A 19,895-nucleotide genomic window follows, 5' to 3' on the forward strand; every position below is an offset into this window, starting at 1 on the left:
TTTCGTCCGTATTGCCGATTTAATATTGAGCATTGCGTAAAAAAATCACTGGATACAGTATGGTACCGTTAACGTTTCTTCGAAAAAAAGCCGCGCACAGCGTGCCCCTCCTGCTGGCAGCCCTGATCTTTACCGGCTGCGGCACCCAGGCACCCGACCAGAGCACTGCTCATATGCAGGGATCCGCTCAGGCTGATTCTGGCTTTTATCTGCAACAAATGTCGCAGAGTTCAAATGATACCAGGATCAACTGGCAATTACTCGCCATTCGTGCACTGCTGAAGGAAGGAAAAACCCAGCAGGCCGCCGAGCTGTTCAGCCAGCTGCCGCAGGATCTTAACGACGATCAGCGCCATGAGCAGACGCTGCTGTCGGCAGAACTGAAGGTCGCGCAGAAAGATTTCGACGGCGCGAAGAAGATCCTCGGCACTATCGAACTGAGCGCGCTGGATAAGAATCAGCAGGCCCGTTTCTGGCAGGCCGGTATCACCGCTGAGCAAGGTCGCCCCTCCCTGACGCTTCTCCGCGCGCTGATTGCCCAGGAGCCTCTGCTCGCGGGTGCGGACAAGCAGAAAAATATTGACGCAACCTGGCAGGCACTCGCCTCCATGACCCAGGATCAGGCCAGAGCGCTGGTGATCAACGCCGATGAAAATGTCCTGCAAGGCTGGCTGGATCTGCAACAGATGTGGTTCAACAACCGCAGCGATCCGAACATGCTGAAAGCCGGCATTACCGACTGGCAAAAGCGCTACCCGCAAAACCCGGGAGCAAAAATGCTGCCAACGCAGCTGGTGAACGTGCAAAACTTTAAGCCCGCCTCCACCAGCAAAATCGCCCTGCTGCTGCCGTTAAACGGCCAGGCAGCGGTGTTTGGCCGCGCCATTCAGCAAGGTTTTGAAGCCGCGAAAAACGGCACTACCGCCGTCACCGGCAGCGCCGTTCCGGCGCAGGCAGCACAGGCGGCGAATGTGAATGACGTCGTCAGTCCGTCAGCCGCCGAAACCAGCGACCTGACCACCGCGCAAACCCCTGCCCAGGGCACCATGCAGAATCCGGTTACCGCCCCAACGACGCAACCCGCTACCTCAGCGCCTGCGGCAACACAGGCCCCGGCTGAAACTCCGGCGCCCGCGACGGCAGAACAACCTCAGCCGCAAACCGCGCAGCCGGAACAGCAGCCAGCAGCCCAGCCGCAGGCTGTGGCCACCACCAGCGCTAACCCTGGTGCAGAGTTGAAAATCTACGACACCAGCGCCCAGCCGCTTGACCAGGTGCTGGCGCAGGTTCAGCAGGACGGGGCCAGCATCGTTGTCGGCCCGCTGTTGAAAAACAATGTGGAAGCGCTGATGAAGAGCAACACCACGCTGAACGTGCTGGCGCTTAACCAGCCTGAGCAGGTTCAGAACCGCGCCAATATCTGTTACTTCGCCCTCTCTCCGGAGGATGAAGCCCGCGATGCGGCCCGTCATATCCACGAGCAGGGCAAACAGGCGCCGCTGCTGCTGATCCCACGCAGCACGCTGGGCGACCGCGTTGCCAACGCCTTTGCGCAAGAGTGGCAGACCCTTGGCGGTGGCGTGGTGTTGCAGCAGAAATTTGGCTCAGCTTCCGAACTGAGAGCGGGCGTGAACGGCGGGGCAGGTATTGCCCTCAACGGTAGCCCGGTATCCGCCAGCCTGCCGCAGCAGCAGAGCGTCACCATCGGCGGTCTGACGATCCCAGCCCCCCCTACCGACGCGCAAATCAGCGGCGGCGGTAAAGTGGATTCGGCATACATCGTCGCTACGCCGGAAGAGATCGCCTTTATCAAACCAATGATCGCCATGCGTAACGGCAGCCAGAGCGGCGCAACGCTCTACGCCAGCTCCCGCAGCGCACAGGGTACCGCAGGCCCGGATTTCCGTCTGGAAATGGAAGGACTGCAATACAGCGAGATCCCTATGCTGGCAGGCAGCAACCCGCAGTTGATGCAGCAGGCGCTGGGCGCGGTGCGCAATGATTATTCCCTGGCGCGTCTGTACGCGATGGGCGTCGATGCCTGGGCGCTGGCAAACCACTTTACCCAGATGCGCCAGGTACCGGGCTTTGAGCTTAACGGGAATACCGGCGATCTGACCGCCGATCAGGATTGTGTGATTAACAGGAAGTTATCATGGCTCAAATACCAGCAGGGGCAGATTGTCCCGGCCAGTTAAGCCGTAAACAGACCGGCGACGCGTGGGAGCTAAAAGCGCGCCGCTGGCTTGAAGGCAAAGGACTGCGCTTTGTCGCCGCCAACGTTCGCGGGCGCGGCGGCGAGATTGACCTGATTATGAAAGACGGTCAAACCATCGTGTTTGTTGAAGTACGCTACCGACAGTCGTCCCGTTTTGGCGGTGCTGCCGCCAGCGTGACGCTCGCCAAACAACAAAAATTATTACAGACTGCCCACTTGTGGCTTGCCCGCCATAATGGGAGTTTTGATACTGTGGATTGCCGTTTCGATGTGGTAGCCTTCACCGGAAATGCGATCGACTGGCTTAAAAACGCGTTTGGCGAAGACGCATAAATAAGATTTTAAAGGGATACCGTGCTCGAACGAATAAAAGTGTGCTTCACAGAAAGCATTCAAACGCAGATTGCCGCAGCGGAAGCCCTTCCGGACGCGATCTCGCGTGCAGCGATGACGCTGGTTCAGTCGCTGCTCAACGGCAACAAAATCCTCTGTTGTGGCAATGGCACGTCCGCCGCCAACGCACAGCATTTTGCTGCCAGCATGATCAATCGCTTCGAAACCGAGCGACCGAGTTTACCTGCCATTGCACTAAACACCGATAACGTGGTCTTAACTGCGATTGCCAACGATCGTCTGCATGACGAAATTTACGCCAAGCAGGTGCGCGCCTTAGGCCATGCCGGAGACGTGCTGCTGGCGATCTCCACGCGCGGTAACAGCCGGGATATCGTTAAGGCGGTTGAAGCGGCAGTAACCCGGGACATGACGATTGTCGCCCTGACCGGTTACGACGGCGGTGAGCTGGCTGGCCTGCTGGGGCCGCAGGATGTGGAAATCCGCATTCCTTCGCACCGTAGCGCCCGCATCCAGGAGATGCATATGCTCACGGTGAACTGCTTATGCGATCTGATCGATAACACGCTTTTCCCTCACCAGGATGATTAAGGAGTTCTCATGAAGGTTTTATCGGCCCTTGCAGTCGTGATGTCTGCATTACTGCTTCAGGGGTGCATCGCTGCCGCTGTAGTCGGTACCGCAGCGGTCGGCACCAAAGCAGCGACCGATCCGCGTACCGTTGGGACGCAGGTGGATGACGGTACGCTTGAGCTGCGCGTAAACAGTGCGCTGTCGAAAGACGAACAGATCAAGAAGGAAGCACGCATTAACGTGACGGCTTATCAGGGCAAAGTTCTGCTGGCAGGCCAGGCGCCAACCCCTGAACTCGCCTCGCGCGCCAAACAGATCGCGATGGGCGTAGAAGGTACGGCGGAAGTGTTTAACGAGATCCGCCAGGGCCAGCCGATTGGTCTCGGCACCGCGTCATCTGATACCTGGATCACCACCAAAGTGCGTTCCCAGCTGCTGGGTACCGACCAGGTGAAATCCTCAAACGTGAAAGTAACCACTGAGAACGGCGAAGTGTTCCTGCTGGGCCTGGTGACAGAACGTGAAGGGAAAGCGGCGGCGGATATCGCCAGCCGGGTGAGCGGCGTGAAGCACGTCACCACCGCCTTTACTTATATCAAGTAATTCACACCTGACTGTAAGCCCGGTAAGCGCCAGCGCCACCGGGCTTTCTTTCACACCAGCGCCATACTCCCCACAATCACTCCGCTCAACGCCACCAGCCCCGCCGTCAGCCACAGCGCTTTCGCCGGGAATGACTTACGCAGCATGATCAGCGACGGCAGGCTCACCGCCGGCAGCGTGATGAGCAGCGCCAGCGCCGGTGCGGTACCCATGCCAGCCATCATCATGGTCTGAATAATCGGGATCTCCGCCGCGGTTGGGATCACAAACAGGCAACCGGCCACCGCCATCGCAATCACCCACATCAGCGTGTTGTCGATAGCGCCATCCGCATGCGGGAACAGCCAGACGCGCGCCGCCCCGAGCACCAGTACGGCCAGGATATAGACCGGGATTGTGCTCCAGAAAAGCTGCCACAGCGCTTTGCCCCAGCGAGCTAAGAAACTGCCCTGCGGATCGCTGAGGTCCAGCTCAACGGAGGCAGGCCCGGCCTCGTTGTCTTTCACCAGGTGCTGCACCAGCGTAGCGACAAGCACCACCGTCAGCAGGCCAGCCGCCAGACGGATAAACGCGAAATGCCAGCCGAGAACGAAGCCCATAAACACCAGCGTTGCCGGGTTCAGCAGGGGGTTACCCATCCAGAAGGCAAGCGCACCGCCCATCGACACGCGCTGTCGGCGCATACCCGCCGCCACCGGTGCAGCGCAGCAGGAGCACATCATGCCCGGCAGGGAGAAAATCGTTCCCAGCAGCGTGCCCTGCAAGCGCGGTTGTCCCAGGGTTTTTATCAGCCAGTTACGCGGGATAAGTACCTGAATCAGCGAGCCCAGCAATACGCCCAATACCGCCGCTTTCCAGACGGCAAGAAAATAGACCATTGCGTAATCCCACGCCGCGCGAAGCGGGCTGGAATCGGCCTGCGCGAGAATCGATTTACCGATGCTGTGGGTGTCGGCGGCGGTGAAGGCTTTACCGTAGTACGGCTGCCATTTCACATACCAGAGGCCAATGATGACCACGAGAAAGAAGAGTGCGGGCTTCCACCACTGAACAGGTGTTGCCGCCTGAGATGAAGACTGACCAGTCATACCATTCCCCGGAAGGTGTTATTTAATAAGCCGGGGAAGTTTACGCCTCGCCCTGCGCGATTTCACGCAGTTTTGCCGAAGGGATAATATTAACCCCCTCTTGCGACGGAGCCAGTGCCTCTTTCAGCATCGCCTGCGCGACATCCCGCGCCTCGATGGACTTCCAGTTACCTGGCAGGATGCGAAACAGCGGAGCGAAAAAAGACTCGTTAAAACGCCGTTCGTCGCGGTGGCCCATCAGCATGGAAGGCCGCACGATGGTCAGGCGCTCCCATTGCTGCGCGATTAACGCCTCTTCCATTTTGCCCTTCACCTGGTTGTAAAAAAACGGCGAGCCTGCGTTCGCGCCGTGCGCGCTGACCACCAGGAAATGCTTTGCACCCAGCTTTTTGGCCGTCAGGGCGGTATCTACCACCAGCGTGTAATCTGCATGGACAAAGGCTTCCTTACTGCCCGCTTCCCGTCGGGTGGTGCCAAGGCAGCAAAAGGCGATATCAATGGGATCCTGCACCTGCGCCAGCGCGTCGGTAAGCTGGGGATCGTGCGGGTTATAGACGCCGGTGATATCCAACAGCGGGCGACGCGTCGGGGCGGCGATATAGTTGATATGCCGATCCTGGATCAGCAGCCGCAGCAGATGTCCACCCACCAGCCCGGTTGCGCCGGTAATCAGTACCTGACTCATCTTGTCCCCTTTACAGAATTGTCCGTTTGCGATCTGGGCCTGCTCTACCACACTTAAAAGTCTGTTACCGGTAAGTATTTACCACAAACGGGAAAAAAACAGTCTGAAGCGAAAACAACGGAGGAAGCATGGGTAAAAAAATCGCAGTCTTGATTACCGACGAGTTTGAAGATTCAGAATTTACGTCGCCAGCAGAGGCATTCCGCAAGGCGGGCCACGAGGTGGTCACCATCGAAAAAGAAGCGGGTAAAACCGTGAAGGGCCACAAGGGTGAAGCCAGCGTGACCATTGACGAATCCATTGATAACGTCAGCCCGTCGGATTTCGACGCCCTGCTGTTACCGGGCGGCCATTCACCGGATTCCCTGCGCGGGGACGAACGTTTCGTCACCTTTACCCGTGACTTCGTCGGCACCGGTAAACCGGTGTTTGCCATTTGCCACGGTCCACAGCTGCTCATCAGCGCCGAGGTGGTACGCGGGCGTAAGCTCACCGCGGTGAAACCGATCGTTATCGATCTGAAAAACGCCGGTGCCGAGTTCTACGATCAGGAAGTGGTGAACGATAACGATCAGCTGATCACCAGCCGTACGCCGGACGATCTTCCAGCGTTTAACCGCGAAGCGCTACGCCTGCTCGGTGCGTAACCAGTGCAGCTTCTTGCCAAAGCCCAGGGTGTTGTCGGTAAATTTCAGCTCATCGAGGCGGATTTCCCACACCGGGGCTTTTAGCGCTGCGGCCACCGGGAAGCGGCGCGTATAGCGTTTACGCTGGGCGTCGCTTTCCTCACCTTCCAGGCGACGAATTTCGCCTTTGAACTGGACCCCGCGGATCAGCGCAACGGTTTTAGGCTGTCCATTTACCGTGCCCGCCACTTTTGCCTGTTGGCCCGTCATCTGCGCATGCCGCGTTTTGTCTTCGCTCATCACGTAAAAGGCCACGCGCTCGGGATCGTAGTAATAAAAGGCATTTGCGCACCACATTTCCTCGTCTTTACAGACGCACCAGGTCACAACATGCTGCTTTGCCAGCCAGCGGTTAATGGCGGCCAGTGTTTCCATTTTCGCTCTCTCTCATGCTATGGTGCGTTCACCTTAACATACTGAATCTGTTTACCGTGTGCTGGTTTCTCTATCTTGTCCGAACCGCTGATAACGCACTCTACACCGGGATCACTACCGATGTGGCACGGCGTTTTTTACAACATCAAACGGGAAAAGGGGCGAAAGCACTGCGGGGGAAAGGTGAACTTCAGCTGGCGTTTTCAGCCGCCGTGGGCGACAGATCCCTGGCGCTCAGGCTGGAATACCGCATCAAGCAGCTGACGAAGCGCCAGAAAGAGCGTCTCGTCAACGGGGACGGCTCTTTCGAGGCGCTACGCGAAAGCCTGCTTAAAAACGATTGAAATGATCGTGGTACTCCACCAGACCGGTAACGCCGTCGAGCGAATCGTCCGCCAGAGGATGTACCAGGAAAGATGTTTCCGTGCCTGGCCAGTGGCAGCGCAGATCGTATCTGGACGCTGGCTCAAAGCCTAAACGCTCGTAGAACGCCGGATCGCCCAGAACGACGACAGCGGCATAGCCGAATTCATTCAGGGAATCCAGCCCTTCATAGACCAGCTGGCGTGCCAGGCCCTGTCCACGGTAGTTTTCATCCACCGCCAGCGGCGCCATGCCGACCCACTGTAACTCTTCGCCCTGCACAATCACCGGACTGAACGCCACGTAGCCGACTACCTGCCCTTCATCGTCGGTGGCAACCAGGCCCAACGTAATCAGGCCATCTTCGCGAAGATCGTGAACCAGTTGAGCTTCGGCGTCGCCTGCAAAAGAGCGGCGTAACAACGCATCGATACCCGGCGCATCAATCCCAATTTCGACTCGAATCAGCATGGTTCACCTACTGAAGTGTGTTTACTGTCCGGCGGGGTTTTTAGCCCGGCCTCAACGAAATCTGCCATTTGCATCAACATCATACGCAGTGCGTTCGGCATCTGCTCCAGCTCAATGGCATCCATTAAATTTTTGACGTACAGACCGAGCTCCGTGTCGCCTTCAATCACCAGACGACGCTGGAAGAAGAGGGTGTCCGGATCCTGTTTGCGCGCGGCGATCATCAGCAGATCGCTGGCATCCGCGCTAAAGCTGACATCCGCCTCGGCGGTTTCACGGACGATAAGCCGATCGTTCTCTACGGAAGTAAACCAGCGCAACCCGATATCGCGTACTTCAATCTTTAACCAGCGGCCTTCCAGAAACTCAAGCTCACCGTCCTGTAGCGCCTGGCGGAACTGCCAGCTCAGTACCTGTTCCAGCACCTGGCGTTTAAGCGCGAACGGCGCCAGTTTTACCGGCACGCTCAGCATTGATGGACCGAATTGTACGAGACGTGAACGCAGTTTATCCAGCACGAGCTTTACTCCCTGATAGCTATAGTCCTGCTATTTTGCCATATCCCGACAAGAAGATAGCGGCGTAAATCAACAAACCGTTGTCCGGTATACCTCATTATTGGTGCCATCAATACGCCATTAGCTGCCTTAAATCAAAAATTGTCGCGTATGGGTTAATTAAAATCCCAGCTCGTTAACATTTTTTACGATCCCTGCGATCGACAACATCGGGATAAATTATGGAGCTGCTCTGCCCTGCCGGAAACCTTCCGGCGCTTAAGGCGGCCATCGAAAATGGGGCCGATGCGGTCTATATCGGGCTGAAAGATGATACCAATGCCCGCCATTTTGCGGGTCTTAACTTTACGGAGAAAAAGCTTCAGGAAGCCGTTAACTTCGTTCACCAGCACCGGCGCAAACTGCACATCGCCATCAATACCTTTGCCCATCCTGATGGCTACGCCCGCTGGCAGCGCGCCGTGGATATGGCGGCCCAGCTGGGCGCCGATGCGTTGATCCTGGCCGACCTCGCTATGCTTGAGTATGCGGCAGAACGTTATCCGCATATTGAGCGCCACGTCTCTGTTCAGGCATCGGCCACCAATGAAGAGGCCGTGCGTTTTTATCATCGACACTTTGACGTGGCTCGCGTGGTGCTGCCGCGCGTGCTCTCTATTCATCAGGTTAAGCAACTGGCGCGCGTCACGCCAGTGCCGCTGGAGGTTTTTGCCTTCGGCAGCCTGTGCATCATGGCCGAAGGCCGCTGCTATCTTTCTTCCTATCTTACCGGGGAATCGCCAAATACCGTCGGTGCCTGCTCGCCTGCCCGCTTCGTTCGCTGGCAGCAAACGCCGCAGGGGCTGGAGTCGCGCCTGAATAACGTGTTAATCGACCGCTATCAGGACGGTGAAAACGCGGGCTACCCGACACTGTGCAAAGGCCGCTATCTGGTGGACGGCGAGCGCTACCACGCGCTGGAGGAGCCCACCAGCCTCAACACGCTGGAGCTGCTGCCGGAACTGCTGGCCGCCAACATTGCCTCGGTGAAAATCGAAGGCCGCCAGCGTAGCCCGGCCTACGTGAGCCAGGTGGCGAAGGTGTGGCGTCAGGCCATCGACCGCTGCATGGCGGACCCGCAAAACTACGCCCCGCAGGCGGCCTGGATGGAGACGCTCGGCGCGATGTCCGAAGGCACGCAAACCACGCTCGGCGCGTATCACCGTAAATGGCAGTGAGATAATCATGAAATATTCATTAGGGCCGGTGCTTTACTACTGGCCAAAAGAGACGCTGGAAGATTTTTACCAGCAGGCGGCTAACAGCAGCGCCGATGTGATTTACCTCGGCGAAGCGGTGTGCAGCAAGCGCCGCGCCACCAAAGTGGGCGACTGGCTGGATATGGCGAAAAGCCTGGCCGGCAGCGGCAAGCAGGTGGTGCTCTCGACGCTGGCGCTGGTGCAGGCGTCCTCTGAACTGGGCGAGCTGAAGCGCTACGTCGAAAACGGTGAGTTCCTGCTGGAGGCGAGCGACCTGGGCGTGGTGAACATGTGCGCCGAGCGTAAGCTGCCGTTTGTCGCCGGACATGCGCTGAACTGCTATAACGCGGTGACCCTGCGCCTGCTGCTCAAACAGGGGATGACACGCTGGTGCATGCCGGTTGAGCTCTCCCGCGACTGGCTGGTCAACCTGCTAAATCAGTGTGACGAGCTGGGCATTCGCAATCAGTTTGAAGTCGAAGTGCTGAGCTACGGCCATCTGCCGCTGGCCTACTCTGCCCGCTGCTTCACCGCGCGTTCCGAAGATCGCCCGAAAGACGAGTGTGAAACCTGCTGCATTAAGTACCCGAACGGACGCAGCATGCTGTCGCAGGAGAATCAGCAGGTGTTTGTCCTCAACGGCATTCAGACTATGAGCGGTTACGTCTATAACCTCGGCAACGAGCTGGCGTCAATGCATGGGCTGGTGGATATGGTGCGTCTTTCGCCGCTCGATACCGGCGTGTTCGCCATGCTGGACGCCTTCCGTGCCAACGAAAACGGCGCCTCGCCGCTGCCGCTGACGGCAAACAGCGACTGCAACGGTTACTGGAAACGTCTCGCCGGGCTGGAATTGCAGGGGTAAAAAAGCTCACTTTGTTAACAACGGTTATCATTTTTTAATGCAGTATTAAAGATTGACCGTCGACAAAGTGAGCTGTTATGACTGACAAAACCATTCCGTTTTCGGTGCTGGATCTGGCACCGATTCCACAAGGCTCCTCGGCAAGAGAAGCCTTTTCGCACTCTCTGGATCTGGCTCAGCTTGCCGAAAAACGTGGCTATCACCGCTACTGGCTGGCGGAGCACCATAATATGGTGGGCATCGCCAGCGCCGCCACCTCAGTACTGATTGGCTATCTGGCGGCGAATACCACTACTTTGCACCTTGGCTCCGGTGGCGTGATGCTGCCGAACCATGCCCCGCTGGTGATTGCCGAGCAGTTTGGCACCCTGAATACACTCTACCCCGGTCGCATTGATTTGGGTCTTGGCCGCGCGCCGGGCAGCGACCAGCCGACCATGCGCGCCCTGCGTCGCCATATGAGCGGCGATATCGACAACTTCCCGCGTGATGTAGCGGAGCTGGTAGGCTGGTTCGATGCGAGCGATCCTAACCCGCACGTGCGCCCGGTGCCGGGCTACGGCGAGAAAATCCCGGTGTGGCTGTTAGGCTCAAGTCTGTACAGCGCACAGCTTGCCGCACAGCTGGGGCTGCCGTTCGCGTTCGCTTCCCACTTCGCACCGGATATGCTGCATCAGGCTCTGCATCTCTACCGCACAAACTTCAAGCCTTCCGAGCGTCTTGAGAAGCCGTATGCGATGGTGTGCATCAATATCATTGCCGCCGACAGCAACCGCGACGCGGAATTCCTGTTTACCTCCATGCAGCAGGCGTTTGTGAAGCTGCGTCGCGGCGAGACGGGCCAGTTGCCGCCACCGGTTGAAAATATGCATCAGCTGTGGTCGGCCTCCGAGCAGTATGGCGTGCAGCAGGCCCTGAGCATGTCGCTGGTGGGTGATAAGGCGAAGGTGCGTCACGGTCTGGAGGCAGTGCTACGAGAAACGCAGGCGGATGAAATTATGGTCAACGGCCAGATTTTCGATCATCAGGCGCGTTTGCATTCATTTGATCTGGCGATGCAGGTGAAAGAGGAGTTGGTGGGGTAGTTTTTTGCCGGATGGCGGCTTCGCCTTATCCGGCCTACGCGATCCCTGTAGGCCCGGTAAGCGTAGCGCCACCGGGCTTTCTGTTTACTGATACACAGGCAACAGATTAAAACTCGACAGCATGTGCACCACCGCATTGCCGAGACCAAATACCAGGATCAGCGCAATCATCGGTTTTCCGCCCCAGACGCGGAATTTCGGGCTGCCGAAGCGCTTACGTGATTTACGCGCCAGCAGCGCCGGTACAATCGCCGCCCAAATGGTAGCCGCCAGTCCTGCATAGCCGATGGCGTACAGGAAACCGTTCGGCCACAGCAGGCCGCCCACAATCGGTGGCAGGAAGGTTAACAGCGCCGTTTTGAAGCGCCCCATCGCAGAGTCATCAAAACCAAACAGATCTGCCAGGTAGTCAAACAGGCCCAGCGTCACGCCGAGAAATGAGCTCGCCACCGCAAAGTTAGAGAAGACCACCAGAAGCAGATCCAGACTGCGGCTGTTCAGCACGCCACTCAGCGCCTGTACCAGCACATCAATGTTACCGCCCTTCTGCGCAATGCCGATAAATTCTGGACGCGGGATGTTACCCATCGTCCCCAGCAGCCAGATCACATACAGCCCCAGCGCCAGCAGCGTGCCGTAAATCAGGCATTTCACGATGGTGCGCGGATCCTTGCCGTAGTACTTCATCAGGCTCGGTACGTTGCCGTGGTAGCCGAACGACGCCAGACAGAATGGCAACGTCATAAGCAGGTATGGCGTGTAGGAAGTGTTCACTTCCGCAACGTTAAACAGCGTGGCCGGCGTGACGTGCCCCAGCAGGCTGCCGAAGGTCAGGAAGAAGGTGATGACCTTGGCGCCCAGCACGATCGCCGTCATGCGGCTGACCGCTTTGGTACTCATCCAGACGATAAACGCCACGCCCAGCGCGAAGCAGAGACCCGCCAGACGCGCCGGAACGTTCAGCGACATCTCGGAGAAGGTGTGATGCAGAATCGACCCGCTCGCTGAAATGTACGCGTAGGTCAGGATATAGAGTACAAACGCGATGGACAACCCGTTCACCAGGTTCCAGCCTTTGCCCAGCAGATCTCGGGTGATGGTGTCGAAGCTGGAGCCAATGCGGTAGTTCAGGTTTGCTTCAAGGATCATCAGCCCGGAATGGAGCATGCAGAACCAGGTGAAAACCAGCGCCGCCAGCGACCAGAAGAACCACGCACCGGACATAACCACTGGCAGGGAGAACATCCCGGCACCAATAATGGTTCCGCCGATGATCACCACGCCGCCAAGCAGCGAAGGTGACGTTTGGGTGGTGGTTAGTGTTGCCATGCGGCCTTATCTCCAGTCAAAAATGTGGTGTGCATTTTAATGTGACGCACTGTACCAGTACAAGAGTACAAAAGGAATAAAAAAAGCCCCGATAACAACTATCGGGGCTGTATATTTTACTTTACGTCAAAAGCGAAAAGGCTTACGCGTCACCGAAACGACGACGGCTGGTGCCTTCTTCGCGGCGTGGGCCACGATTTTCACGGCGCTCGCCGGAGAAACGACGAGGTTCGCCAGTGCGACCTTCGCTACGACCGCCTTCACGACGCTCGCCACCGAAGCTGCGACCACCGCCACGGCGTTCGCCACCGCGGTCAGAGCGAGGCTGTGCATCACCCATCAGTTGCATGTTCATTGGCTTGTTCAGAATGCGGGTGCGAGTAAAGTGCTGCAGTACTTCGCCCGGCATGCCTTTTGGCAGCTCGATCGTTGAGTGTGAACCGAACAGCTTGATGTTACCGATGTAACGGCTGCTGATGTCGCCTTCATTAGCGATCGCGCCAACGATGTGACGAACTTCAACACCATCATCACGGCCCACTTCAATGCGATACAGTTCCATTTCGCCAGCGTCACGACGCTCGCGACGTGGACGGTCTTCACCACCACGCTCTGGACGGTCACCGCGTGGACCACGGTCGTTACGGTCGCCACGACGTTCGAAACGATCGTCACGGTCACGGAACTCACGCTTAGGACGCATCGGTGCATCAGGTGGCACGATCAGGCTACGTTCGCCCTGCGCCATTTTCAGCAGTGCTGCGGCCAGAGTTTCCATATCCAGCTCTTCGCCTTCAGCGACAGGCTGGATCTGGGACAGCAGCGCACGGTACTGATCCAGATCGCTGCTTTCCAGCTGCTGCTGTACTTTCGCGGCGAATTTTTCCAGACGGCGTTTGCCCAGCAGTTCTGCGTTTGGCAGTTCGGCTTCTGGAATGGTCAGCTTCATGGTGCGTTCAATGTTACGCAGCAGACGACGCTCGCGGTTCTCAACGAACAGCAGCGCACGGCCCGCACGACCCGCACGACCGGTACGGCCGATACGGTGAACGTAAGACTCGGAGTCCATTGGGATATCGTAGTTTACAACCAGGCTGATACGCTCAACGTCCAGACCACGTGCTGCCACGTCGGTTGCAATCAGGATATCCAGACGACCGTCTTTCAGACGCTCCAGAGTCTGCTCACGCAGCGCCTGGTTCATGTCGCCGTTCAGCGCTGCGCTGTTGTAGCCGCTACGCTCCAGCGCTTCAGCAACTTCCAGGGTCGCGTTTTTGGTACGTACGAAGATAATCGCCGCATCAAAATCTTCCGCTTCCAGGAAACGGACCAGCGCTTCGTTTTTGCGCATGCCGTATACAGACCAGTAGCTCTGGCTGATGTCCGGGCGAGTGGTCACGCTAGACTGAATACGCACTTCCTGCGGCTCTTTCATGAAGCGGCGGGTAATGCGACGGATCGCTTCTGGCATGGTTGCAGAGAACAGAGCGGTCTGATGACCTTCCGGGATCTGCGCCATGATGGTTTCAACGTCTTCGATGAAGCCCATACGCAGCATTTCATCTGCTTCATCCAGTACCAGGCCGCTCAGCTTAGAGAGGTCCAGGGTACCGCGCTTCAGGTGATCCAGCAGACGGCCCGGCGTACCGACAACAATCTGTGGGCCCTGGCGCAGGGCGCGTAACTGCACGTCATAACGCTGGCCGCCGTATAGGGCTACCACGTTTACGCCGCGCATATGTTTAGAGAATTCCGTCATTGCTTCAGCAACCTGAACAGCCAGTTCACGGGTTGGAGCCAGGACGAGGATCTGCGGTGCACGCAGGTCCGGATCAATGTTGTTCAGCAGCGGCAGCGAGAATGCTGCGGTTTTACCGCTACCGGTCTGGGCCATGCCCAGCACGTCACGACCAGAAAGCAGGTGTGGGATACACTCAGCCTGGATCGGAGATGGTTTTTCGTAACCCAGATCGTTAAGGGCTTCAAGGATAGGAGCCTTCAGGCCCAGATCTGCAAAAGTGGTTTCGAATTCAGCCATGTAGTACAAGTGCCTCGATATTAATGGCGGCCAGTCTACTTAGCTCATCGTGAAAATGATTAGCAATTTTCATTGAAAAGTGTGAACCGGCTCAAATTAGATGTATTGACGAACAACAACGCCCTCACCAGTGAAGGTGATGGCAATCAAAAGATTACGGGCTGATGTTTATGTCGTCAGCTATTGCTGGTCCGATTCTGCCAGGTCGTCTTGCTCCTGGCCCAAGAGCGATAATTCCAACAATGCATAACGGTGCTCAACGAAGTTATGTACGTTGTTAGCAACCGCTAATTTGAACAGTGCCGTAGCGCTGTCCATATCCCCCAGACTTAGGTAGTACTTACCTAAATAGAAGTTGGTTTCACTGAGATGCTCAGCGAGCGAGGTGTTATCCGTTGCGTCCGCCTTGAGGCGTTCCATCAGCGTTGCTTCGCTAATGTTGCCCAGGTAGAACTCGACAATGTTCCATCCCCACTGTTCCTTGTCCGATTTCTCGAAGCGCTGTTTCAGTGCTTCTTTGGCCTGCTTCTCATCGAGCTTCTGCTCAACGATGTAAAGCCACAGGCTGCGGAAAGGATCATTAGGATCGTCTTGATAAAACGCCAGCAGATCATCTTGCGCTAACTTATCACGACCGCCGTAATACAATGCGATACCGCGATTCAAGTGCGCGTAGTTGTAAGTTGGATCAAGCTCAAGTACAGAATCAAACGCTTCATAGGCAGCATCAAAATTGCCTGCCTGCGTTAAATAAATGCCTAAGTAATTGAATACTTCAGGCATATCAGGTCGAATTGCCAGCGCTTGTGAAAAATCATTTCGCGCTAATGCCCTCAGACCGAGACTATCATACAACACTCCGCGCTCATATAAAAGCTGTGCGCGTTCGTCATCGGTTAAAGCCCGACTGGCAAGTATTTGTTCCATGCGTGCCAGAATCACTTCCTGCTGCAAAGTCGGTTGCAATGGCACTGCGAGGACTTCGCTCTTACGCCAGGCAGAGTTGCTGCATCCTGCCAGCGTTAAAGCTGTCGCAACGAAACACCAGCGCAAAAAAGGCTTCATTTCCCACTCCCGAAGACAACTATTGGATGAACGTCCTGTCCCCCGGCGGCTTAACAAGGCGTCCTGCCTGATAATAAGCCCTCCGCCTGCGCGGAGGGCAAATGGCAACCTTACTCGCCCTGCTGTTCAGCAGCCGGAGCTTCCGGCGCCGCAGCAGGCTGAGACTGCTCGGTTGCTTCTTTAATGCTCAGACGGATACGGCCCTGGCGGTCAACTTCCAGAACTTTCACCGGTACTTCCTGACCCATTTGCAGGTAATCGGTCACTTTCTCAACGCGCTTGTCAGCGATCTGAGAGATATGTACCAGACCTTCTTTACCGCCACCGATGGCAACGAATGCGCCAAAGTCAACGATACGGGTCACTTTACCATTGTAGATACGGCCCACTTCGATTTCTGCTGTAATCTCTTCGATACGGCGGATAGCATATTTCGCTTTCTCACCGTCGGTTGCTGCGATTTTCACAGTACCGTCATCTTCGATTTCGATGGTGGTGCCCGTTTCTTCGGTCAGTGCACGGATAACAGAACCGCCCTTACCGATAACATCTTTGATCTTGTCTGGATTGATCTTGATGGTGTGAATACGCGGAGCGAATTCAGAGATATCACCACGTGGTGCGTTGATAGCCTGTTCCATCACGCCCAGGATGTGCAGACGCGCACCTTTAGCCTGGTTCAGAGCAACCTGCATGATCTCTTTGGTGATACCTTCAATTTTGATATCCATCTGCAGGGCAGAGATACCGTCGCGGGAACCCGCCACTTTGAAGTCCATATCACCCAGGTGATCTTCGTCACCCAGAATGTCAGACAGAACAATGAAGTTGTCGCCTTCTTTCACCAGACCCATTGCGATACCCGCAACGGCGGCTTTGATCGGCACGCCTGCATCCATCAGCGCCAGAGAGGCACCACACACGGAAGCCATGGAAGAAGAACCGTTGGATTCAGTGATTTCAGACACGACACGTACAGTGTACGGGAATTTGTCTGCTTCTGGCATTACTGCCAGCACGCCGCGCTTCGCCAGACGACCGTGACCAATTTCACGACGCTTCGGTGAGCCAACCATACCGGTCTCGCCCACAGAGTACGGAGGGAAGTTGTAGTGGAACAGGAAGCTGTCAGTGCGCTCGCCCATCAGTTCATCGATGTTCTGTGCGTCACGTGCAGTACCCAGGGTAGCGGTAACCAGCGCCTGGGTTTCACCACGGGTGAACAGCGCGGAACCGTGAGTACGTGGCAGCACGCCAGTACGCACATCCAGACCACGGATCATGTCCTTTTCACGGCCATCAATACGCGGCTCGCCTGCCAGTACGCGACTACGAACAACGTTTTTCTCAATAGCGTGCAGGATTTCGCTCAGCTCGTTAGCGTCCAGCGTTTCGTCTTCCGCGATCAGGGTTGCGATGGTTTCATCTTTGATCACGTCAACCTGAGCATAACGCTCCTGTTTGTCTGTAATGCGATATGCATCGCTCAGACGAGATTCTGCCAGTGCAGCTACGCGTGCGTTCAGCGCGTCGTTTACCGCTTCTGGCTGCCAGTCCCAACGTGGTTTACCGGCTTCTTTCACCAGGTCGTTGATGTTCTGGATAACAATCTGCTGCTGGTCGTGGCCGAAGACCACTGCGCCCAGCATCTGGTCTTCACTCAGCAGTTCTGCTTCAGATTCAACCATCAGAACCGCTGCTTCAGTACCGGCAACAACCAGATCCAGCTTACTCTCTTTCAGCTCTTCCTGAGTTGGGTTCAGCACGTACTGGTCGTTGATGTAACCGACGCGCGCGGCACCGATTGGGCCATTGAATGGGATACCAGACAGTGACAGGGCAGCAGACGCACCGATCATCGCTACGATGTCCGGGTTAACCTGTGGGTTAACGGAAACAACGGTTGCGATAACCTGCACTTCATTGACGAAACCTTCCGGGAACAGCGGACGAACCGGGCGGTCAATCAGACGCGCGATCAGGGTTTCGCCTTCGCTTGGACGGCCTTCACGACGGAAGAAGCCACCCGGGATTTTACCGGCAGCGTAGGTACGCTCCTGGTAGTTCACGGTCAGTGGGAAGAAGTCCTGACCTGGTTTAGCTTTTTTCTGGCCAACTACGGTAACGAATACAGCAGTGTCATCCATGCTTACCATTACGGCAGCAGTAGCCTGACGAGCCATCATGCCGGTTTCCAGCGTGACGGTATGCTGACCATACTGGAATTTACGAACGATCGGATTCAGCAAAATTCTGTCCTTTCTTAAATGTTTGAAAGCACACCTCAGGTGTGCTGACGATTTAACCCGACCTTCTTCGCATCCTCGCGACTAATGACAACCGACACCCCCATGGGTGAAGCCTCTCATTAGCCGCGCGAACCTCTGCAATGAAGATCATTTATAGCAACAATACAATAGTTTCCCCTGAATTGCTGCCGTCTGGTTGAAAAAAGGGGCCATCAGGCCCCCTTTTCTGAAACTCGCAAGAATTAGCGACGCAGACCCAGACGCTCGATCAGCGCGGTGTAGCGTGCAACATCTTTACGCTTCAGGTAGTCGAGCAGTTTACGACGCTGAGAAACCATACGCAGCAGACCACGACGGCTGTGGTGATCTTTTTTGTGCTCTGCAAAGTGACCCTGCAGGTGGTTAATCTGTGCAGTCAGCAGTGCAACCTGAACTTCGGTAGAACCGCTGTCGTTAGTACCACGACCAAACTCAGAAACGATTTTAGCTTTAGCTTCAACGCTTAGAGACATTTTCAAACTCCAAAGTATAAAGAATGTAAGGATGCCGATCTCTAATTCAGCTATCCCATGTACGCCCCGCAGATTGTTAAACAATTTACCAGGCGTTAAGCGGCGATATTCTACTCGTCTCCCCTGCTTATCGCAAGGTGAGGCGTTATCACCGTCACGCTTCGACCGGGTATTCGACGACCAGACGACGCGGGGCAACGCGCCCTTCCCCGTCCATTTCGCCCATCCCGATAAACTTGCCTTCCTCCCCTTCCGTCACACGGACCAGGCCCTCAAGCGGCGCCCCCGCTGTGCGGACCGGGTTTCCGTTCTTAAAGTAAACGGACGATGTTAAAGGAAGATTAACAACCGGGAAATCTGCTGCCGGACTGTCCATTGGCATCAGCAGCGGATCCAGCAGATCTGCCGGCGCAATTCCCTGCGCTTGCGCCTGTTCAGCCAGGGCGTGCAGATGCTCAAGCGTTACCATACGTTCGACCGGATACTTGCTGACCGCCAGCCGACGCAGATAAATCACATGCGCGCCGCAGCCCAGCTTTTCACCGAGGTCGTCAATGATGGTGCGGATGTAGGTCCCTTTCGAACAGTGTACTTCCAGCTCCAGCTCATCACCTTCGTGGCGAATGAACAGCAGCTCATACACGGTAATCGGACGGGCTTCACGCGGAACGTCAATGCCCTGACGCGCATATTCGTAAAGCTTCTTGCCCTGATATTTCAACGCCGAATACATCGACGGCACCTGCATTGTGTCGCCCCGGAAGCTCTCCAGCGCCGCATCAAGTTGCTCTGCGCTGAAGGTTACCGGGCGCTCTTCAACGACCTGACCATCCGCATCGGAAGTGTCCGTGCGCTGGCCCAGTTTGGCAATCACGCGGTAGCGCTTATCGGAATCCAGCAGATACTGGGAAAACTTTGTCGCTTCACCCAGGCAGATCGGGAGCATCCCGGTTGCCAGCGGATCCAGCGCGCCGGTGTGCCCCGCGCGATTGGCGTTATAAATACGCTTTACTTTTTGCAGCACGTCGTTGCTGGATGCGCCCTGTGGTTTATCCAGCAACAGCACGCCATGCACGTCACGACCGCGACGACGAGGACGACTCATCAGTCCTCCTTGCTGTCGTCCGCCGGGTTAACACGACGCTCATCGTCATGTTTCACCACGCTGGTCACCAGGTTGGACATACGCATACCCTCAACCAGCGAGTTGTCGTAGAAGAAGGTCAGCTCTGGCACAATACGCAGACGCATCGCTTTGCCAAGCAGAGAGCGGATGAAACCAGAGGCTTCCTGCAGCGCTTTAATGCCGTTCTTCACGGCGTCTTCATCCTGGTCATTCAGGAATGTCACAAACACTTTGGCGTACGCCAGGTCGCGGGACATTTCCACGCCAGACACGGTGGTCATCATCCCCACGCGTGGATCTTTGATTTCACGTTGCAGAATGAGAGCGATCTCTTTCTGCATCTCCTGCGCGACGCGCTGTGGGCGACCAAATTCTTTCGCCATAATAAATTCTCCAGACAAAAAAGGGGCTTAAGCCCCTTTTTAAAATTACTGCCGGGTGGCGCTTCGCTTAC

At 56.4% G+C, this 19,895-nt stretch carries 22 protein-coding genes; 9 read left to right on the forward strand and 13 right to left on the reverse strand.

What is annotated here, in order from left to right; all coding sequences use genetic code 11:
- Positions 1–59 precede the first annotated feature (59 nt).
- From ACQG03_RS18910 to dolP, 4 genes are read left to right on the forward strand one after another with little or no spacing between them, the layout of a single operon-like run.
- Positions 60–2,198: a penicillin-binding protein activator gene (locus ACQG03_RS18910; RefSeq protein ID WP_045622090.1), complete on the forward strand. Its 2,139-nt coding sequence runs from the start codon at positions 60–62 to the stop codon at positions 2,196–2,198.
- Positions 2,156–2,551 carry a YraN family protein gene (locus ACQG03_RS18915; RefSeq protein ID WP_003861751.1) on the forward strand — a complete coding sequence of 132 codons (396 nt, stop codon included), beginning with the start codon at positions 2,156–2,158 and terminating at the stop codon, positions 2,549–2,551. Before ACQG03_RS18910 ends, ACQG03_RS18915 begins: the two co-directional genes overlap by 43 nt.
- A gap of 21 nt (positions 2,552–2,572) precedes the next feature.
- Entirely contained in the window at positions 2,573–3,163 is a 591-nt protein-coding gene (diaA, locus tag ACQG03_RS18920) for a DnaA initiator-associating protein DiaA (protein WP_003861754.1), read from the forward strand.
- A 9-nt stretch (positions 3,164–3,172) separates the two neighbouring features.
- On the forward strand, positions 3,173–3,748 hold the full coding sequence (gene dolP / locus ACQG03_RS18925; RefSeq protein WP_022649505.1) for a division/outer membrane stress-associated lipid-binding lipoprotein: 576 nt from the start codon (positions 3,173–3,175) through the stop codon (positions 3,746–3,748).
- 50 nt (positions 3,749–3,798) lie between these two features.
- On the opposite strand, the gene ACQG03_RS18930 is transcribed toward dolP, so the two are convergent.
- Positions 3,799–4,836 carry a permease gene (locus ACQG03_RS18930; protein ID WP_023307055.1) on the reverse strand — a complete coding sequence of 346 codons (1,038 nt, stop codon included), beginning with the start codon at positions 4,834–4,836 and terminating at the stop codon, positions 3,799–3,801.
- Positions 4,837–4,876: 40 nt separating this feature from the next.
- Positions 4,877–5,521 (reverse strand): NAD(P)H-binding protein, encoded by a 645-nt coding sequence (locus tag ACQG03_RS18935; RefSeq protein WP_022649507.1) that lies wholly within the window; start codon positions 5,519–5,521, stop codon positions 4,877–4,879.
- 128 nt (positions 5,522–5,649) lie between these two features.
- Between ACQG03_RS18935 and ACQG03_RS18940 the strand changes: the two genes are divergently transcribed.
- Positions 5,650–6,168, forward strand: coding sequence for a type 1 glutamine amidotransferase domain-containing protein (locus ACQG03_RS18940; RefSeq protein ID WP_015571965.1), 519 nt, complete (start codon positions 5,650–5,652; stop codon positions 6,166–6,168).
- On the opposite strand, the gene ACQG03_RS18945 is transcribed toward ACQG03_RS18940, so the two are convergent.
- Positions 6,148–6,582: a YhbP family protein gene (locus ACQG03_RS18945; protein ID WP_022649508.1), complete on the reverse strand. Its 435-nt coding sequence runs from the start codon at positions 6,580–6,582 to the stop codon at positions 6,148–6,150. The two genes, ACQG03_RS18940 and ACQG03_RS18945, sit on opposite strands and share 21 nt — an antisense overlap.
- A gap of 14 nt (positions 6,583–6,596) precedes the next feature.
- Here ACQG03_RS18945 and ACQG03_RS18950 point away from each other — a divergent pair, with 14 nt between their 5' ends.
- On the forward strand, positions 6,597–6,926 hold the full coding sequence (locus ACQG03_RS18950) for a GIY-YIG nuclease family protein (RefSeq protein ID WP_003861768.1): 330 nt from the start codon (positions 6,597–6,599) through the stop codon (positions 6,924–6,926).
- Here ACQG03_RS18950 and ACQG03_RS18955 read toward each other — a convergent pair.
- Positions 6,913–7,416: a GNAT family N-acetyltransferase gene (locus ACQG03_RS18955; RefSeq protein ID WP_022649509.1), complete on the reverse strand. Its 504-nt coding sequence runs from the start codon at positions 7,414–7,416 to the stop codon at positions 6,913–6,915. The genes ACQG03_RS18950 and ACQG03_RS18955 overlap by 14 nt on opposite strands.
- Complete coding sequence (gene ubiT, locus ACQG03_RS18960) at positions 7,410–7,934, reverse strand: ubiquinone anaerobic biosynthesis accessory factor UbiT (RefSeq protein ID WP_023307057.1); 525 nt, start codon at positions 7,932–7,934, stop codon at positions 7,410–7,412. The genes ACQG03_RS18955 and ubiT overlap by 7 nt, the downstream gene beginning before the upstream one ends.
- A gap of 221 nt (positions 7,935–8,155) precedes the next feature.
- Between ubiT and ubiU the strand changes: the two genes are divergently transcribed.
- From ubiU to ACQG03_RS18975, 3 genes are all read left to right on the forward strand, one after another.
- Positions 8,156–9,151, forward strand: coding sequence for a ubiquinone anaerobic biosynthesis protein UbiU (gene ubiU, locus ACQG03_RS18965; RefSeq protein ID WP_022649510.1), 996 nt, complete (start codon positions 8,156–8,158; stop codon positions 9,149–9,151).
- A gap of 7 nt (positions 9,152–9,158) precedes the next feature.
- Positions 9,159–10,037, forward strand: coding sequence for a U32 family peptidase (locus ACQG03_RS18970; RefSeq protein WP_048965974.1), 879 nt, complete (start codon positions 9,159–9,161; stop codon positions 10,035–10,037).
- Positions 10,038–10,114: 77 nt separating this feature from the next.
- A complete protein-coding gene (locus tag ACQG03_RS18975; RefSeq protein ID WP_063163498.1) occupies positions 10,115–11,122 on the forward strand; it encodes a luciferase-like monooxygenase in 1,008 nt (335 codons plus the stop codon).
- 84 nt (positions 11,123–11,206) lie between these two features.
- Here the strand turns inward: ACQG03_RS18975 and mtr are convergent, their stop codons facing one another.
- The 8 genes from mtr to rbfA all read right to left on the reverse strand — a co-directional run bounded on the left by mtr (position 11,207) and on the right by rbfA (position 19,824).
- Positions 11,207–12,451, reverse strand: a complete 1,245-nt coding sequence (gene mtr / locus ACQG03_RS18980) for a tryptophan permease (protein ID WP_038416787.1) — start codon at positions 12,449–12,451, stop codon at positions 11,207–11,209.
- Between the two features lie 142 nt (positions 12,452–12,593).
- Positions 12,594–14,489, reverse strand: a complete 1,896-nt coding sequence (locus ACQG03_RS18985; protein WP_022649514.1) for a DEAD/DEAH family ATP-dependent RNA helicase — start codon at positions 14,487–14,489, stop codon at positions 12,594–12,596.
- Positions 14,482–14,562: a protein YrbN gene (gene yrbN / locus ACQG03_RS18990; protein WP_097397692.1), complete on the reverse strand. Its 81-nt coding sequence runs from the start codon at positions 14,560–14,562 to the stop codon at positions 14,482–14,484. The genes ACQG03_RS18985 and yrbN overlap by 8 nt, the downstream gene beginning before the upstream one ends.
- A 107-nt stretch (positions 14,563–14,669) precedes the next feature.
- Positions 14,670–15,554 carry a lipoprotein NlpI gene (gene nlpI, locus ACQG03_RS18995; RefSeq protein ID WP_003861782.1) on the reverse strand — a complete coding sequence of 295 codons (885 nt, stop codon included), beginning with the start codon at positions 15,552–15,554 and terminating at the stop codon, positions 14,670–14,672.
- A gap of 110 nt (positions 15,555–15,664) precedes the next feature.
- Positions 15,665–17,803: a polyribonucleotide nucleotidyltransferase gene (pnp, locus tag ACQG03_RS19000; protein WP_063163497.1), complete on the reverse strand. Its 2,139-nt coding sequence runs from the start codon at positions 17,801–17,803 to the stop codon at positions 15,665–15,667.
- Positions 17,804–18,045: 242 nt separating this feature from the next.
- Positions 18,046–18,315, reverse strand: a complete 270-nt coding sequence (gene rpsO, locus ACQG03_RS19005; protein WP_003861789.1) for a 30S ribosomal protein S15 — start codon at positions 18,313–18,315, stop codon at positions 18,046–18,048.
- 154 nt (positions 18,316–18,469) lie between these two features.
- Complete coding sequence (gene truB / locus ACQG03_RS19010; RefSeq protein ID WP_063163496.1) at positions 18,470–19,420, reverse strand: tRNA pseudouridine(55) synthase TruB; 951 nt, start codon at positions 19,418–19,420, stop codon at positions 18,470–18,472.
- The gene (gene rbfA / locus ACQG03_RS19015; RefSeq protein WP_003861793.1) at positions 19,420–19,824 is read right to left on the reverse strand and encodes a 30S ribosome-binding factor RbfA; all 405 of its coding nucleotides are present in this window, start codon (positions 19,822–19,824) and stop codon (positions 19,420–19,422) included. Before rbfA ends, truB begins: the two co-directional genes overlap by 1 nt.
- Between the last annotated feature and the right edge of the window lie 71 nt (positions 19,825–19,895).

Source organism: Enterobacter cloacae complex sp. 342H5, assembly GCF_050030905.1.
GTDB lineage: Bacteria > Pseudomonadota > Gammaproteobacteria > Enterobacterales > Enterobacteriaceae > Enterobacter > Enterobacter intestinihominis.

Coding starts and splice junctions, on each gene's coding strand:
- ACQG03_RS18985 (WP_022649514.1), bottom strand. CDS start 14,489: ATGGCTGAATTCGAAACCACTTTTGCAGATCTGGGCCTGAAGGCTCCT.
- ACQG03_RS18940 (WP_015571965.1), top strand. CDS start 5,650: ATGGGTAAAAAAATCGCAGTCTTGATTACCGACGAGTTTGAAGATTCA.
- ACQG03_RS18935 (WP_022649507.1), bottom strand. CDS start 5,521: ATGAGTCAGGTACTGATTACCGGCGCAACCGGGCTGGTGGGTGGACAT.
- ACQG03_RS18930 (WP_023307055.1), bottom strand. CDS start 4,836: ATGACTGGTCAGTCTTCATCTCAGGCGGCAACACCTGTTCAGTGGTGG.
- ACQG03_RS18945 (WP_022649508.1), bottom strand. CDS start 6,582: ATGGAAACACTGGCCGCCATTAACCGCTGGCTGGCAAAGCAGCATGTT.
- dolP (WP_022649505.1), top strand. CDS start 3,173: ATGAAGGTTTTATCGGCCCTTGCAGTCGTGATGTCTGCATTACTGCTT.
- ACQG03_RS18975 (WP_063163498.1), top strand. CDS start 10,115: ATGACTGACAAAACCATTCCGTTTTCGGTGCTGGATCTGGCACCGATT.
- ACQG03_RS18910 (WP_045622090.1), top strand. CDS start 60: ATGGTACCGTTAACGTTTCTTCGAAAAAAAGCCGCGCACAGCGTGCCC.
- rbfA (WP_003861793.1), bottom strand. CDS start 19,824: ATGGCGAAAGAATTTGGTCGCCCACAGCGCGTCGCGCAGGAGATGCAG.
- rpsO (WP_003861789.1), bottom strand. CDS start 18,315: ATGTCTCTAAGCGTTGAAGCTAAAGCTAAAATCGTTTCTGAGTTTGGT.
- mtr (WP_038416787.1), bottom strand. CDS start 12,451: ATGGCAACACTAACCACCACCCAAACGTCACCTTCGCTGCTTGGCGGC.
- yrbN (WP_097397692.1), bottom strand. CDS start 14,562: ATGAAAATTGCTAATCATTTTCACGATGAGCTAAGTAGACTGGCCGCC.
- ACQG03_RS18955 (WP_022649509.1), bottom strand. CDS start 7,416: ATGCTGATTCGAGTCGAAATTGGGATTGATGCGCCGGGTATCGATGCG.
- truB (WP_063163496.1), bottom strand. CDS start 19,420: ATGAGTCGTCCTCGTCGTCGCGGTCGTGACGTGCATGGCGTGCTGTTG.
- ubiU (WP_022649510.1), top strand. CDS start 8,156: ATGGAGCTGCTCTGCCCTGCCGGAAACCTTCCGGCGCTTAAGGCGGCC.
- ACQG03_RS18970 (WP_048965974.1), top strand. CDS start 9,159: ATGAAATATTCATTAGGGCCGGTGCTTTACTACTGGCCAAAAGAGACG.
- nlpI (WP_003861782.1), bottom strand. CDS start 15,554: ATGAAGCCTTTTTTGCGCTGGTGTTTCGTTGCGACAGCTTTAACGCTG.
- ACQG03_RS18950 (WP_003861768.1), top strand. CDS start 6,597: ATGCTATGGTGCGTTCACCTTAACATACTGAATCTGTTTACCGTGTGC.
- ACQG03_RS18915 (WP_003861751.1), top strand. CDS start 2,156: ATGGCTCAAATACCAGCAGGGGCAGATTGTCCCGGCCAGTTAAGCCGT.